Source organism: Pseudomonas sp. GW821-FHT11D10, assembly GCF_058808435.1.
In genome coordinates this window covers 60,639-76,400 of record NZ_JBXARR010000005.1, presented here as the reverse complement: position 1 = coordinate 76,400, position 15,762 = coordinate 60,639, and the positions used below count along the sequence as shown (strand labels likewise).

The window sequence follows — 15,762 nt, the reverse complement described above, 5'->3', positions numbered from 1 at the left end:
CCAGTGACGCAGAGCGTCACGGGCTGCATTCCCACGCGGAGCCTGGGAACGATCAGAACAGACTCAGTTGTAGTGGTTTTTGCCCCAGGCGAGCAGCCCTTGCAGCAACTCCTTGAGCACCACCCGCGTCGGCTCCGCCAGATCGGCGCGATAGCGGAACGGTTCGAACTCCTCCATATACGTGCACTGGCCCAGCTCCAGTTGAACGGCGTGGATGTTCTCGGCCGGGTTGCCGTAGTGACGGGTGATGTGGCCGCCCTTGAAGCGTCCGTTCAGCACATGGCTGTAGGCGGCGTGGCGGGCGCAGATCGCTTCCAGCTGCGTGGCCAGTTGTGGATCGCAACTGGCGCCATTGAAGGTGCCAAGGTTGAAATCCGGCAGCTTGTCGTCGAACAGGTGCGGGATGATCGAGCGGATCGAATGCGCATCGAACAGCAACGCGTAACCGAACTCTGCCTTCAGCCGCGCCAGTTCTTCCTGCAAGGTGCGGTGGTACGGCGTCCAGATCTGCTCCAGATACGTCGCACGTTCTTCTTTGGACGGCTCCTGCCCTTCCTTGAACAATGGAATGCCATCGAACAATGTCGCCGGGTACAGACCGGTGGTGGCGCCGGCGTATAGCGGTTTGTCGTCGGATGGCCGGTTCAGGTCGATGACGAATCGCGAGTATTCGGCTGCCAGGGTGCTGGCGCCCAGTTCGGCGGCGAAATCGTAGAGCTGCGGAATGTGCCAGTCGGTGTCCGGCAGGCTTTTCGCGTCCGGGATCAACCCGGCCTCGACCGCCGGGGTCAGGCGTACACCGGCGTGGGGCATGCTGATCAGCAGCGGCACGCGACCTTGTTTGAAGTTCAGAACCTTATCCACAACCGCTCTCCTACAGACTTGATTCAACGCCGTGACGCACGACGCGTTTGTCCAGCTCACCACCCAGCCAGTACGCCAGATCCGCCGGGCGGTCGATCTGCCAGGCGACAAAATCCGCGACCTTGCCGGCTTCCAGCGAGCCGTGGGTATCGGCCATGCCCAAGGCTTGTGCCGCGTGAATCGTGGCGCCGGCCAACGCCTCTTCCGGAGTCATGCGGAAACAGGTGCAGGCCATGTTCAGCATCAGGCGCAACGACAGCGCCGGCGAAGTGCCGGGGTTGAGGTCGCTGGCGATGGCGATTTTCACTTTGTGTTTGCGCAGGGCTTCCATCGGCGGCAACTGGGTTTCGCGCAGGAAGTAGAACGCGCCCGGTAACAACACCGCGACGGTGTCGGATTCGGCCATGGCGATGGCGTCGGCTTCGTCCATGAACTCCAGGTGATCGGCGGACAATGCGTGGTAGCGCGCGGCCAAACTGGAGCCGTGCAGCGACGACAATTGCTCGGCGTGCAGCTTCACCGGCAGACCCAATTTTTGCGCGGCGATGAACACACGCTCGACTTGTTCCGGGGAGAACGCCAGGTATTCGCAGAACGCATCCACCGCGTCCACCAACCCTTCGGCGGCCAGCGCCGGAAGCATCTCGGCGCAGACGTGATCGATGTAATCGTCGGCGCGGTCCTTGTATTCCGGCGGCAAGGCGTGGGCGGCCAGGCAGGTGCTGCGCACGCTGATCGGCAGCTCGGCGGCGAGGCGACGGATGACCCGCAGGATCTTGCGCTCGCTGGCCAGATCAAGGCCGTAGCCGGATTTCATTTCGACCGTGGTCACGCCGTCACGCATCAGGCTTTTCAGGCGTTTGGCGGCGCTGGCGAACAGCTCGTCTTCCGAGGCTTCGCGGGTGGCGCGCACGGTGCTGGCGATGCCGCCACCGGCCGCTGCGATCTCGGCGTAGCTGACGCCTTGCAGACGCTTCTCGAATTCGCCGCTGCGGTTGCCGCCGAACACGGTGTGGGTGTGGCAGTCGATCAGGCCGGGAGTGACCCACGCGCCTTGCAGGTCATTGACCGCCGGGTATTCGCCTGACGGCAATTGGCTGCGCGGGCCGATCCACTCGATGAGTGCACCGGACGTCACGATGGCCGCATCCTCGATGATCGAGTAGACGCCTTGCGCCATGGTTGCGACGTGGCAGTGTTGCCAGAGGGTTTTCACTGTGAGCCTCCGTTGAAATTCGGTGATCGTTCCCACGCTCCGCGTGGGAATGCAGCCCGTGACGCTCCGCGTCACTGGACGCGGAGCGTCCCTTGAGGCATTCCCACGCAGAGAGTGGGAACGATCAGTGGTGAGGTTAAAGGCTAGGCAGCAGTTTCGCCGGGACCAGCTCCGTCAGAACCCGCGAAGCCAGCAGTTCGGTCGCCGCATTGATGTCCGGCGCAAAGAAGCGGTCCTTCTCGTAGAACGGCACTTCGCGACGCAGAATCCCTCGGGCCTGTTCCAGTTTGGTCGAGGTCTTCAGACCGTTGCGCAGGTCCAGACCCTGCACCGCCGCCAGCCATTCAACCGCCAGAATCCCGCGCGTGTTCTCGGCCATTTCCCACAGGCGCTTGCCGGCAGCCGGGGCCATCGACACGTGGTCTTCCTGGTTGGCAGAAGTCGGCAGGCTGTCCACCGAATGCGGATGGGACAGCACCTTGTTTTCGCTGGCCAGGGCCGCAGCGGTCACCTGGGCGATCATGAAGCCGGAGTTCACGCCGCCATTGGCCACCAGGAACGGCGGCAGCTGCGACATGTGCTTGTCCATCATCAGCGAGATACGGCGCTCGCTCAGGGAGCCGATTTCGGCAATGGCCAGGGCCATGTTGTCAGCGGCCATGGCCACCGGTTCGGCGTGGAAGTTGCCGCCGGAAATCACGTCGCCTTCAGCCGCGAACACCAACGGGTTGTCGGATACGGCGTTGGCTTCGACGGCCAGCACTTCGGCGGCCTGACGGAACTGGGTCAGGCACGCGCCCATGACTTGCGGCTGGCAACGCAGCGAGTACGGGTCCTGAACCTTCTCGCAGTTCTGATGCGAGTCGGAGACTTCGCTGCGCTCGCCCAGCAGATCGCGGTAAGCGGCAGCGGCGTCGATCTGGCCTTTCTGGCCACGGGCAGCGTGGATGCGTGCGTCGAACGGCGAACGCGAACCGAGCACCGCTTCCACCGTCAGACCGCCCAGCGCCAGCGCGCCGGCGAACAGGTCTTCACCTTCGAACAGACCGCGCAGTGCGAATGCAGTGGAAACCTGAGTACCGTTGAGCAGCGCCAAACCTTCTTTCGCCGCCAGGGTCAGCGGCGTCAGACCGGCGACTTTCAGCGCTTCGGTCGCTTCCATCCACTCGCCCTTGTAACGCGCCTTGCCCTCGCCCAGCAGCACCAGCGACATGTGCGCCAATGGCGCGAGGTCACCGGAGGCACCGACCGAACCTTTCAGCGGAATGTGCGGGTAAACCTCGGCGTTGATCAGCGCGATCAGCGCATCGATCACCACCCGACGGATACCGGAGAAACCACGGCTGAGGCTGTTGACCTTGAGCACCATGATCAGGCGCACCAGCTCATCGCTGATCGGCTGGCCGACGCCGGCGGCGTGGGACAGCACCAGCGAGCGCTGGAGGTTTTCCAGGTCTTCGCTGGCGATGCGGGTCGAGGCCAGTAGGCCGAAACCGGTGTTGATGCCGTAGGCGGTGCGGTTTTCCGTGAGGATCTGCTCGACGCAGGCCACGCTGGCCTCGATCTGCGCGCTGGCGCTGTTGTCGAGGGTCAGCTTGACCGGGTTCTGATAAACGTCACGCAGTTGGGCCAGGCTCAGTTGGCCGGGGATCAGGTTCAGCGCAGTCATTTTGTGCTCCTTTTGAGAGTTTATTGTTAACTCGCCAGACGCTCCGGAGATGTCCGTTGTCCGTCGCGTCTGCCCTTTTGGGGAGCCGCGCCTTGGCACGCTGGCGTGGGTAGTTTTCAGTGCAGATTCGGTAATGCGTTGTGCAGCAGATCCGTGTCTTTCAGAACGCTTGCGGCAGCGGCGATATCCGGCGCCAGCCAGCGGTCCTGATCGTAGGCCGGGACTTTTTCGCGCAGCAGTCGCCAGGCGGTATCGGTGCCGGCGCCGAAGCGTTGTTCCTTGAGAAATTCAAACGCCTGGGCCGCCAGCAAATATTCGATGGCGAGGATCTGCGTGCAGTTTTCCAGCGCGCGATGCAGCTTCAGCGCGGCGTTGGTGCCCATGCTCAGATGGTCTTCCTGCAAGCCCGACGTGACGTAGTTGTCGAGCACCGCCGGTTGCGCCAACTGGCGGTTTTCCGCGCACAGCGACGCGGCGACGTATTGCACGATCATCATCCCGGAGTTCACCCCCGGATTGGCCACCAGAAACGCCGGTAGACCGCTGACGTGCGGGTTGATCAGGCGATCCAGACGCCGCTCGGCAATCGAGCCGATTTCGGCCATCGCGATCGCCAGCAAGTCCGCCGCCAGCGCCACCGATTGCCCGTGCGGGTTGGCTTGGGACATCACCCGGAAGTCATCCGGCGTGCCCAGCAGCAACGGGTTGTCGGTGCAGCCGTTGAGTTCGGTTTCGATCTGTTTGATCGCGTGTTCCAGTTGATCGCGCGCAGCACCGTGCACCTGCGGGATCGAACGGATGCTCAAGGCATCCTGAGTGCGAATGCCTTTGCTCGCGGCGATCACTTCGCTGCCATCAAGCAAGGCGCGCAGATTGACGCCGACCTGCTGCATGCCCGGGTGTGGCTTGAGCGCGATGATCTCGGCATCGAACGCAGCGATCTGGCCGCGCTGGGCCTCGAAGCTCATGGCGCCGATCACGTCGGCCCATTGCAGCAGACGCGTGGCGTCGGCAATCGCCAGGCACCCGAGGCCGGTCATGCACGGCGTACCGTTGACCAGGCACAGACCGTCCTTCGCGCCGAGTTGCACCGGTTGCAGGCCCTCTTCCGCCAGCGCCTGCTGCGCGGACACCACTTGCCCGCGATAACTGACATTGCCCACGCCCAGCAGCGCGATGCCGATGTGCGCCATGTGGGTCAGGTAACCCACCGAACCCTGGGACGGCACTTGCGGTGTGATGCCGCGATTGAGCAGTGCCAGCAGCGCTTCGACCACCCGGCGATGAATGCCGGATTTGCCGTGGCTGTAGTTGCGGATCGCCGAGCACATGATTGCCCGGGTCTGCTCGTCGGCCAGTACCGGACCGACGCCGCAGGCATGGCTGAGCAAGGTGTTGCGCGACAACTGGCTGAGCTGTTCGTCTTTCAGCGAGACGTTGCACAGCGCACCGAGCCCGGTGTTCACACCATAGGCGCGTTCGCCGCTGGCGACGATGCGCTGGACGATGCCCTGCGCATTTTCAATGCGCGCCCAGGTCTGCACCGACAGCTCGAGCTGCGCGCCGTGACGGGCGACTGCGACCACATCCTGCCAACGCATCGGGGCGTCGGCGATAACGATTTTTTCAGCCTGGGACATCTAAAACCTCTTTAACCTGATCGTCACGGGATGCATTCCCACGCAGACGGTTCGACGCCTCGACGTGGGAACGAGCCTGCCGTAAACCTTTAAACCACCGCCGCCCGCCGCTGCACGAAACGGTCGACATATTCGTCCGCCGGCGAATGCAGGATCTCTTTCGGCGTGCCGACCTGGATCAGGCGGCCGTCCTTGAGGATCGCGATGCGGTTGCCGATGCGCACGGCCTCGTCGAGGTCGTGGGTGATGAAGACGATGGTCTTGTGCAGGGTCTTTTGCAGCTCCAGCAACTGGTCCTGCATCTCGGCGCGGATCAGCGGATCCAGCGCACTGAACGCTTCGTCCATCAGGATGATGTCGGTGTCTGCCGCCAGGGCGCGGGCCAGGCCCACACGCTGACGCATACCGCCGGAGAGCTGGTGCGGGTACTTGTTTTCGTAGCCCTTGAGGCCCACGGTGTTGATCCAGTGCAGCGCGCGTTCGGCGCACAGCTGCTTGGTCTCGCCGCGCACTTTCAGGCCGTAGGCGACGTTGTCGAGCACGGTCTTGTGCGGCAGCAGGCCGAAGCTCTGGAACACCATGCTGATCTTGTGCCGGCGAAATTCGCGCAGGGCTTCCATGTCGTATTGCAGGATGTCCACGCCGTCCACCAGGATCGCGCCGCTGGTCGGGTCGATCAGGCGGTTGAAGTGGCGCACCAGGGTCGATTTGCCCGAGCCGGACAGGCCCATGATCACGAAGATCTCGCCGGTGCCGATGCTCAGGGACAAGTCATTGACCCCGACCACGCAACCGGTTTCGTTCAGCACCTGATCCTTGGTCTTGCCCTGGCCGACCATCGCCAGGGCGTCCGAGGCGCGGTTGCCGAAAATCTTGAAGACGTTTTTGACTTCGATCTTGCTCACGGTTGCGTTGCTCATTTGCTCACCTCATGCCGTGGCCGACCATACGCCTGGGTAATGCGGTCGATGACCACTGCGAGAATCACGATCGCCAGACCGGCTTCCAGGCCGCGTCCGACGTTGAGGGTCTGAATGCCCACCAGCACATCTTCACCCAGGCCACGGGCGCCGATCATCGAGGCGATCACCACCATCGACAGGGCCATCATGGTGGTCTGGTTGATCCCGGCCATGATGCTCGGCAGGGCCAGCGGCAGTTGCACGCCGAACAGTTGCTGCCAGCGGTTGGCGCCGAAGGCGTTGATCGCTTCCATCACTTCGCCGTCGACCTGGCGGATGCCCAGATCGGTCAGGCGGATCAGCGGCGGCGCGGCGTAGATCACGGTGGCGAAAATCGCCGGCACCTTGCCCAGGCCGAACAGCATCAGCACCGGAATCAGGTACACGAAGCTCGGCATGGTCTGCATGATGTCGAGCAGCGGCATCAGCACCGAACGCAGGCGATTGCTGCGTGCCGAGAGAATCCCCAGCGGTACGCCGATCAGCACCGAAATGACCGTCGCCACCATCATCAGCGCGAGGGTCTGCATCAACTTGTCCCACAGACCGACAGCGCCGACCAGGAACAACAGACCGACGATCACGGCGGTGGTCACGACCTTGCGCGTGGCGTGCCAGGCCACGACGCCGACGATGGCCAGCATCAACCACCACGGTGCGGCGCGCAGCAGGCCTTCAAGATTGACGATGGCCCACAGCAGGGTGTCGGAGATATGGCGGAACACATCGCCGTAGTTGGTGACCAGCGCATCGACCCAACCGTTGACCCAGTCGGCGATGGAAAAGGTAAAGCTTTCGGGAAACATAAGCGGCTCTCAATCAGGAAACTCAATCAAGCGATTGCGGCGAACACCCCGGCCAGCCTCTCGGTTGGCCGGGAGGAATTCGACCTACAGCGCCGCGTCGATTTTCTTGGCAGCGTCTTCACTCACCCACGCATGCCAGACCTCAGGATGTTCCTTGAGGAAGATTTTCGCCAGTTTTGGCGACTCGATACGTTCCTTCGCCATGCGCCCCAGGTTCTGGTTCAGCAGGTCGATCGGCAGGTTGACCTTTTCCAGCACGGCCACCAGCTCCGGCGCTTGCTCGTGGAAGGTCTTGGACAGGCCGACCTTGATGGTCACGGTCTTGTCGACGCCCGCTTTCTCTTCCAGTTTCACCGCGTCGATCTGGCCCATCAGCGGGGTTGGCGACCAGTAGTAGAACAGGATCGGCTCGCCACGCTTGTAGCTCGACAGCACCGCAGCATCCAACGCTGGGCCGGTGCCCGGACGGAAGTTGGTGTAGCTGTTTTCCAGACCGTAGCTTTTCAGCATTTCGCTGTTGTCCAGCTCGCAGGTCCAGCCGGCCGGGCAGTTGTAGAAGCGGCCCTTGGAAGGCTCTTCGGCGTCCTTGAAGACGGCGGCGTATTTACCCAGGTCGGCGATGTTTTTCAGGTCCGGCGCCTTGGCTTCCAGCTTGCGTTTGGCGTCGCCTTCGATCACGTAGCGCGGCACGTACCAGCCTTCGATCGCACCCACCACCGGGGCGCCGACACCGACGACCTTGCCGGCCTTCTCGGCCTTGTTCCAGACCTCGCTGCGGCCGACCCATTCTTCGGCGAAGATCTGGATGTCGTTGCTGCTCAGGGCGTTTTCCATGGTGATGGAGTTGCCCGGCAGGCTGTCGGTCTTGCAGTCGTAACCTTTTTCCAGCACCACCTGCAGAACGTCGGTCAGCAGCATGCCGCTTTCCCAGTTCAGGCCGGCGAATTTCACCGGTTTGCCGGACTCGCACCAGCCGGCGGCCTGGGTCGCGCCGGCACTGGCCAGCAGGCCCATGGAAAGCAATGTGGTCAGCAGGGTCTTGTTCGATTTCATTGTTGTGACGCTCCTAATCATGAATTGGCTTACGGCAGTCAAGAGGCATCCAGCCCTGTCCACGTCCAAATCAGGCCTGCGCCGCAGCGCGACCGGCCCCGCTTGTTTTAGGTTGTACAACGCTGTCCTGCTCGACGGGCAGAATCAGTCGATCGGGTACGGTGCCGTGCCATTTTTTCGCGCAGACGTAATACAGCGCTGCGGGCAGCACGAGACCGATGATCCAGGAAATATCCACATCCCCCAGGGCCGCTACCAATGGACCGGTATAGAACTTGGTGGAAATGAACGGCAGTTGCACCAGCACCCCGAACACATAAACGCTGATACCGAGGATGTTCCAGCGGCCGTAGCGACCGTTCGGATCCGCCAGCGCCGGTACGTCGTAGCGCTCGCGGGTGATGCAGTAGTAGTCCACCAGGTTGATCGCGCTCCACGGCGTGAAGAACGCCAGCAGGAACAGGATGAAGGACTTGAATGCACCGAGGAACGAATGCTGGCCGAGCAGCGCGATCAGGGTCGCCGCGCCGACGATCACCAGCACGAACACCAGACGCTGCATCCGGGTAACCGTCAGGTGGCCACGGAAGCCGCTGATGATGGTCGCGATGCACATGAAGCTGCCGTAGGAGTTCAGGGTGGAGATCGTGACCTTGCCGAACGCAATGCTGAAATACAGCAGCGCGGCGGTGGCACCGGTCCCGCCCAGACCCACGATGTAAGCGACTTCATGACCGGCGAATTGCCCGTTGGCCGAAGCGGCCGCGAACACACCGAGGATCATCGCCACCTGCGCACCAATCACCGAACCGGCACCGGCGGCGAAGAAGGTTTTCACCGACGACACCTTGCTCGGCAGGTAGCGCGAGTAGTCCGCCACGTAAGGGCCGAAAGCGATCTGCCAGGAGGCCGCGAGCGACACCGCCAGCAGGAAACTGCTCCAGCTGAAGTGACGGATTTCCAGAAGTGCGCCGACGTCCACCTGACTCATCAGACGGCTGAACAGGTACACGAAAGCAATCACGCCAATGGCACTGGCGATACGGCCGATCCAGTGGATCACCCGATAGCCAAGCACCGTGACCACCACGATGACGCTGGCGAAAAGCAGAATGCCGACGGTGTCGCTGACCCCGAACAACTGGCCCAGCGCCTGACCGGACAACACGGTCCCGGTGGCGGTGAAGCCGAGGTACATCAGGCACACCAGCACGATCGGGATCGCCGCGCCGTAGACGCCGAACTGCACCCGGCTGGAAATCATCTGCGGCAGGCCAAGCTTCGGCCCTTGCGCCGCGTGCAGCGCCATCACCCCGCCGCCCAGCAGTTGACCGATCAGCAGACCGATCAACGACCAGAACACATCGCCGCCCAGCACCACGGCCAGGGCCCCGGTGACAATCGCGGTGATTTGCAGGTTGGCACCCATCCACAGGGTGAACTGACTGAACAGACGACCGTGTCTTTCCGCTTCCGGGATGTAGTCGATCGAACGCCTTTCGATCAACGGTTTACTGCCTGCACGATCGGTGTTGCCCGCCATGATTCAACCTCTGTGGATTGTTCTGGTTATTGTTGTTGTGGCCCTGCGGGAGCGAGGGTGCCCGCTCCCGCAGATGTTCACTTGCCGGTGATCATCGGCAGGTTCAGCCCTTGTTCCTTGGCGCAGTCGATGGCGATCTGGTAACCGGCATCGGCGTGACGCATGACGCCGGTACCCGGGTCGTTGTGCAGCACGCGAGCGATACGCTCGGCCGCTTCGTCAGTACCGTCGCAGACAATCACCATGCCCGAGTGCTGGGAGAAGCCCATGCCGACGCCGCCACCGTGGTGCAGGGAAACCCAGGTCGCACCGCTCGCGGTGTTCAACAGCGCATTCAGCAGCGGCCAGTCGGAGACTGCATCGGAGCCGTCCTGCATCGATTCGGTTTCGCGGTTCGGGCTGGAGACCGAGCCGGAGTCGAGGTGGTCGCGACCGATCACGATCGGTGCCGACAGCTCGCCGCTGCGGACCATTTCGTTGAACGCCAGACCGAGCTTGGCGCGCAGGCCCAGGCCAACCCAGCAGATACGTGCCGGCAGACCCTGGAAGCTGATGCGCTCGCGCGCCATGTCCAGCCAGTTGTGCAGGTGGGCGTCGTCCGGGATCAGCTCTTTGACTTTGGCGTCGGTCTTGTAGATGTCCTGCGGATCACCCGACAGCGCAGCCCAACGGAACGGGCCGATGCCACGGCAGAACAGCGGACGGATGTAGGCCGGTACGAAGCCAGGGAAATCAAATGCGTTTTCGACGCCCTCTTCCTGAGCCATCTGACGGATGTTGTTGCCGTAGTCGAAGGTCGGGATGCCTTGCTTCTGGAATTCCAGCATGGCTTTGACGTGCACGGCCATCGATTGCTTGGCGGCCTTGATCACGGCAGCAGGTTCGGTCTTGGCGCGGGCGCGGTATTCGTCCCAGGTCCAGCCGGCCGGCAGGTAACCGTTGAGCGGGTCGTGGGCGCTGGTCTGGTCGGTGACCATGTCCGGGCGCACGCCGCGCTTGACCAGTTCCGGAAGGATTTCTGCGGCGTTACCCAGCAGCGCGATGGAGATCGCCTTGCCTTCTTTGGTGTATTTGTCGATACGGGCCAGGGCGTCGTCGAGGTCTTTGGCTTGCTCATCGACATAACGGCTTTTCAGGCGGAAATCGATGCTGACCTGCTGGCATTCGATGTTCAGCGAGCAGGCACCGGCGAGGGTCGCGGCCAGTGGCTGGGCGCCGCCCATGCCGCCGAGGCCGGCGGTCAGCACCCATTTGCCGGTGAGGTTGTCGTTGTAGTGCTGGCGACCGGCTTCAACGAAGGTTTCGTAGGTGCCCTGGACGATGCCCTGGCTACCGATGTAGATCCAGCTGCCGGCGGTCATCTGGCCGTACATGGCCAGGCCTTTGGCGTCGAGTTCGTTGAAGTGTTCCCAGGTCGCCCAGTGCGGCACCAGGTTGGAGTTGGCGATCAGTACGCGCGGGGCGTTGCTGTGTGTCTTGAACACGCCGACCGGCTTGCCCGATTGCACCAGCAGGGTTTCGTCTTCGTTGAGGTTGGTCAGGCTCTCGACGATCTTGTCGTAGCACTCCCAGTTACGCGCAGCACGGCCGATGCCACCGTAGACCACCAGCTCTTTCGGGTTCTCGGCGACTTCCGGGTCGAGGTTGTTCATCAGCATGCGCAACGGCGCTTCGGTCAGCCAGCTCTTGGCGGTCAGCTTGTTGCCGCGGGCGGCACGGATTTCGACGTCACGAAACTTAGTGGTTTTGTTGTCAGTCACGAAAAAGACTCCTCAGCGATCAATTCAAACCAACCCTGGCAGTGGGCAAGCAGCCTGTGCGCATCAGTGCGCGACAAGCGAATCAGTGGACGCTGCGGAGAGTCTCGTTCGACTCATACGCATACGTCTTTACTTGTACATACAAGCATATGCAATCAAGCGGCCAACTTGTTGGAGGGCCGTTCAACAAAAATCCCTGACAGGGCTGGGGAGCGCCTGAATCAAGGGCTCTGGCGTTCATGAAATTTTTTGCGGGGTGTATTGAGCGCGGCGATGGATTGTTACGAAAGCGTGGTTTTGCGCCACGCTGGGGCGTTCGGTAACAAGTTGGTGCGCATTTCGGGAACGTCGGGACGAAAAAAAACCGCTGCTTTCAAAGCAGCGGTTTTTGATCGTTGATCGTTAGATCGTTCCCACGCTCTGCGTGGGAATGCCGCCATGGACGCTCCGCGTCCGCTTTGTGACGCAGAGCGTCACGGTATGCATTCCCACGCAGAGCATGGGAACGATCAGGGGAGAGAATCAGCGCGGGGACAGTTCGATCACGCAGCAACCGGCATTGACGGCGATCTCGGTCAGCCCGGTGTTACCGTCCAGCTGCAGGCAGTCATGACGGCCGAGTTGCGATGCACTGTCACCGACCGTGACCTCCAGCAGTTTGCTGACGCTGAAGACCAGCACGGTGCTCGCCGAACTGAAAAACCGCTGTTCGCCGTCCAGCCATTGCAGGCGTGCGCTGTAACGCTGGGGCGAGTAGATCAGGTTGAAGTCGCGGATTGCGCCGCCGAGCAAGGTGCAGGACACCTGGCTTTCGCCGCTGAAGGCAAACGGGTCGAGGGGTAACAACGGCCGGGTATCGTCGCCGTCGACACACAGGGTCATGCCGTCACCCTGCAATACCGTGATGACCCGTTGGTAACCGGCGAAGGTCGAGAAGCCGCCGGATTCGGCGATGTCGGCAATCGACAGACGCCAGCCAAAACCGTCGAGGCCGGCGCCGGCGTCACGGGTGATTTCCTCGGTGCTGCCGCCGCCGTTTTTCCACGGCATGCGCGGGTAGCCTTCGGCGCGTAATACCTTCAACTCTTTCATTTATGAAACCGACCTTCCAGACGATGACGGGAACCGGGGTGAATCAGCCGCGCCGCCGTCACCGGCTGACGACCCGACCAGGTACGACGGCGGATCAGCAGGCACGGCTCGCCTTTTTCGATCTGCAGCAATTTGCATTCGGACGCTTCGGCAAGGATCGCTTCGACCACATGCTCGCCTTCGGTCAGCGGCGCGACCTGGTTCAGATAGGCGTAAGGCGTTTGCAGGGTGAAGTCCTGCTTGAGGTATTCCGGGGCGACCAGCGCGTTGACGAAGCGGTCTTCGATCTGCACCGGAATGTCGTTTTCGTAATGCACGATCAGCGAGTGAAAGACCTTCTGCCCTTCGCGCATGTCCAGCGCCAGCGCGCGCTCGGAGCCGGCGGCCTCTTCTTCCAGGGTGATCACCTGACAGGTGTGGCGATGGCCACGGGAGGCGATTTCGTCGGCGATGTTGTGCACTTCGAACAGTGCGGACTGGCTCTTTGGTTCAGCAACGAAAGTGCCGACGCCTTGCATGCGCACCAACAGACCGTCGGCGGTCATTTCCCGCAGCGCGCGGTTGATGGTCATGCGGCTGAAGCCCAACTGGCTGACCAGCTCGCTTTCCGACGGCACGCGGTAATGCGGCGGCCAGTTACCGCTGTCGATCTGCTGGGTGATCATCTGTTTGACGCGGGCGTACAAGGGCGCCGGACTGTCGCCCATGTTCGCGGCCAACGGGGAGACTGGAGGCGGAGTCGGCACGGTGGATCCCTGTTCATTGGATGAAAGTTGCTAGCTTGCCGGAGTTTACCGGGCAGGCAAACGTCTGTATATGTATATACAAATAACACACGATGGGGTGCTGAACCATGTCCGCCTTCTTTGCCGAACGCGCGCTGCTGCCTAACGGATGGGCCAACAATGTACGTCTCGAGGTCAGCGCCGATGGCGTGCTGACCCGAATCCAGGCCGATTCCACCGCAGATGGCGCCGAACGGCTGAGCGGTCCGCTGCTGCCGGGGATGCCGAATCTGCACTCCCACGCGTTCCAGCGAGCGATGGCGGGACTGGCGGAAGTGGCCGGCAATCCCAACGACAGTTTCTGGACCTGGCGCGATCTGATGTATCGGCTCGTCGGAAAAATCAGCCCCGACCAGCTCGGTGTGATTGCCCGTCAGCTGTACATCGAAATGCTCAAGGCCGGTTACACCTCGGTCGCCGAATTCCATTACGTCCACCACGATCACAACGGCCAGCCTTACGCCGACCCGGCCGAACTGGCGTTACGCATCAGCCAGGCGGCCAGCTCCGCCGGTATCGGACTGACGCTGTTGCCGGTGCTCTACAGCCACAGCGGTTTCGGCGGCCAGACGCCGAACGAAGGCCAGCGCCGTTTCATCAACAGCACCGAAAACTACCTGAAGCTGCAATCGCGTCTGCAACCCCTGCTGGCGCAGCAAAAGGCGCAGTCGCTGGGCCTGTGCTTCCACTCGTTGCGCGCAGTCACGCCGCAGCAGATCAGCGAAGTGCTGGCAGCCAGCGACAAGCAATGCCCGGTGCACATCCACATCGCCGAACAGCAGAAGGAAGTCGACGACTGCCTGAGCTGGAGCGGTCGTCGTCCGCTGCAATGGCTGTACGAAAATACCGAAGTCGATCAGCGCTGGTGCCTGGTCCACGCCACCCACGCCAATCCGGAAGAAGTCACGCTGATGGCCAAGAGTCGCGCCATCGCCGGTCTGTGCCTGACCACCGAGGCCAACCTCGGCGACGGGATTTTCCCGGCGGTGGATTTCCTCGCTCAGGGCGGGCGCATGGGCATTGGTTCCGACAGCCATGTGTCGTTGAGCGTGGTGGAAGAATTGCGCTGGCTGGAATACGGCCAACGCCTGCGCGATCAGCGGCGCAACCGCTTGTATGGCGCGGATCAGCCGATGGTCGGCCGTACGCTGTATGACGCAGCGCTGGACGGTGGCGCTCAGGCGTTGGGCCAGCCGATCGGCGCGCTGGAAGTCGGCAAACGTGCCGACTGGATTGTGCTCGATGGCAGCGATCCGTATCTGGCCACGGCCAGCGGTGACGGGATTCTCAATCGCTGGCTGTTTGCCGGTGGCGATCGTCAGGTGCGCGATGTGCTGGTCAACGGTCAGTGGGTCGTTCGCGAGGGGCGACATGCCGGAGAGGAAGACAGCAATCGCGCCTTCACCCAGGTCCTGCGAGACCTTTTGGGCTGACACAAAAAAACCTGTGGAGGGCGACCTCCACAGGTTTTTTTGCGCTTCAGTTGGACGTCTTGGCCATCTGTTGATCCGACGTGCGCCAGATCAGGCGCGTGGTGTCGTAACCCTGCTGACGCGCCTTGCTCAGCAGTTCCTCACGCACCACACCGTTGACGGTCGGCGTGCGGGACAACAGCCACAGATAGCGGCGACTCGGGTCGCCCACGAGGGCGGTCTTGTAGTCATCGCTGACGTACAGCACCCAGTATTGCCCCTTCGCCACCCCCGGAATCAGGCGCGAGAACCAGGTATCGAACTCGACCCACAGCTTGTCGGTCTTGCCGGGTACCTGTGGATAAGCCGTGCCTTTGACTTCTTCCCACTGCCAGTCCGCCGTCAGGCAGCGGTTGTACACCGCAACATTGCCGTCGGGCTTGAGGGAATAACGGGCTTCGGATTGCGCGCAATTGCGCTGGAAATACATCGGCAGACGCGCCAGTTCGTACCAGGTGCCCTGATAACGCTTGAGATTGACACTGTTGACCGTCTTCGGCGCCAGCGGATCTTCACCGGACGTGGCGCAGCCGGCCAATACCAGGCCGGCCAAAAGGACAAGCAATAACCGCTTCATTGTTTTTCTCCCGTGGGCGCGTGGCCCCGGTTTACTTCAGGCCTTGGCCGGAAAACATCAGCACTTTGTCACCGGCGTACTGCACGCTGATAAAGCTGTTCTTGTCGCCCCAGGTGCAACTGGACATGCCGAGCGCGCCCGAGCAATCGGTGGGCTTGCCAAGCAGCGTCTCCACTTCGGCCTTGGCCATGCCGGCCGAGAGCTTCGAATAGTTTTCCTGATTGACCTTGCTGCATGCGGCCAACAGCACGCAAAACGACAGCAGGGCGATAGATCGCAGCGACATGGTGTAACTCCTGGAACGGAAGGGGGATGGCATGGCG

General features: G+C 62.2%; 14 protein-coding genes. 1 reads left to right on the top strand and 13 read right to left on the bottom strand.

Annotation, left to right across the window (positions count from 1 at the left end):
- Nucleotides 1-63 precede the first annotated feature (63 nt).
- The 11 genes from hutG to hutC form a co-directional block, all read right to left on the bottom strand.
- On the bottom strand, nucleotides 64-864 hold the full coding sequence (gene hutG, locus AC1RT4_RS16830) for an N-formylglutamate deformylase (RefSeq protein WP_493086458.1): 801 nt from the start codon (nucleotides 862-864) through the stop codon (nucleotides 64-66).
- A 10-nt stretch (nucleotides 865-874) separates the two neighbouring features.
- Nucleotides 875-2,080: an imidazolonepropionase gene (gene hutI, locus AC1RT4_RS16825; RefSeq protein WP_493086456.1), complete on the bottom strand. Its 1,206-nt coding sequence runs from the start codon at nucleotides 2,078-2,080 to the stop codon at nucleotides 875-877.
- A 136-nt stretch (nucleotides 2,081-2,216) separates the two neighbouring features.
- Nucleotides 2,217-3,749 (bottom strand): histidine ammonia-lyase, encoded by a 1,533-nt coding sequence (gene hutH / locus AC1RT4_RS16820; protein ID WP_493086454.1) that lies wholly within the window; start codon nucleotides 3,747-3,749, stop codon nucleotides 2,217-2,219.
- A gap of 116 nt (nucleotides 3,750-3,865) precedes the next feature.
- On the bottom strand, nucleotides 3,866-5,389 hold the full coding sequence (hutH, locus tag AC1RT4_RS16815; RefSeq protein ID WP_493086452.1) for a histidine ammonia-lyase: 1,524 nt from the start codon (nucleotides 5,387-5,389) through the stop codon (nucleotides 3,866-3,868).
- Nucleotides 5,390-5,478: 89 nt separating this feature from the next.
- Nucleotides 5,479-6,309: a quaternary amine ABC transporter ATP-binding protein gene (locus tag AC1RT4_RS16810; RefSeq protein ID WP_007952457.1), complete on the bottom strand. Its 831-nt coding sequence runs from the start codon at nucleotides 6,307-6,309 to the stop codon at nucleotides 5,479-5,481.
- Entirely contained in the window at nucleotides 6,306-7,157 is an 852-nt protein-coding gene (locus tag AC1RT4_RS16805) for an ABC transporter permease (RefSeq protein WP_007952475.1), read from the bottom strand. The genes AC1RT4_RS16810 and AC1RT4_RS16805 overlap by 4 nt, the downstream gene beginning before the upstream one ends.
- An 84-nt stretch (nucleotides 7,158-7,241) precedes the next feature.
- Entirely contained in the window at nucleotides 7,242-8,210 is a 969-nt protein-coding gene (locus AC1RT4_RS16800; protein WP_007952476.1) for an ABC transporter substrate-binding protein, read from the bottom strand.
- A 70-nt stretch (nucleotides 8,211-8,280) separates the two neighbouring features.
- Complete coding sequence (locus tag AC1RT4_RS16795; protein ID WP_074689534.1) at nucleotides 8,281-9,753, bottom strand: purine-cytosine permease family protein; 1,473 nt, start codon at nucleotides 9,751-9,753, stop codon at nucleotides 8,281-8,283.
- A gap of 77 nt (nucleotides 9,754-9,830) precedes the next feature.
- Complete coding sequence (gene hutU, locus AC1RT4_RS16790) at nucleotides 9,831-11,513, bottom strand: urocanate hydratase (protein WP_493086448.1); 1,683 nt, start codon at nucleotides 11,511-11,513, stop codon at nucleotides 9,831-9,833.
- Between the two features lie 522 nt (nucleotides 11,514-12,035).
- Complete coding sequence (locus AC1RT4_RS16785; protein ID WP_493086446.1) at nucleotides 12,036-12,605, bottom strand: HutD/Ves family protein; 570 nt, start codon at nucleotides 12,603-12,605, stop codon at nucleotides 12,036-12,038.
- Nucleotides 12,602-13,312 carry a histidine utilization transcriptional repressor HutC gene (hutC, locus tag AC1RT4_RS16780; protein WP_170844914.1) on the bottom strand — a complete coding sequence of 237 codons (711 nt, stop codon included), beginning with the start codon at nucleotides 13,310-13,312 and terminating at the stop codon, nucleotides 12,602-12,604. Before hutC ends, AC1RT4_RS16785 begins: the two co-directional genes overlap by 4 nt.
- A gap of 146 nt (nucleotides 13,313-13,458) precedes the next feature.
- On the opposite strand from hutC, the gene AC1RT4_RS16775 reads away from it, so the two are divergent.
- A complete protein-coding gene (locus tag AC1RT4_RS16775; protein WP_493086444.1) occupies nucleotides 13,459-14,823 on the top strand; it encodes a formimidoylglutamate deiminase in 1,365 nt (454 codons plus the stop codon).
- 46 nt (nucleotides 14,824-14,869) lie between these two features.
- Here the strand turns inward: AC1RT4_RS16775 and AC1RT4_RS16770 are convergent, their stop codons facing one another.
- Entirely contained in the window at nucleotides 14,870-15,439 is a 570-nt protein-coding gene (locus AC1RT4_RS16770) for a lipocalin family protein (RefSeq protein ID WP_007952485.1), read from the bottom strand.
- 31 nt (nucleotides 15,440-15,470) lie between these two features.
- On the bottom strand, nucleotides 15,471-15,725 hold the full coding sequence (locus AC1RT4_RS16765; protein ID WP_007952486.1) for a hypothetical protein: 255 nt from the start codon (nucleotides 15,723-15,725) through the stop codon (nucleotides 15,471-15,473).
- Nucleotides 15,726-15,762: the final 37 nt, after the last annotated feature.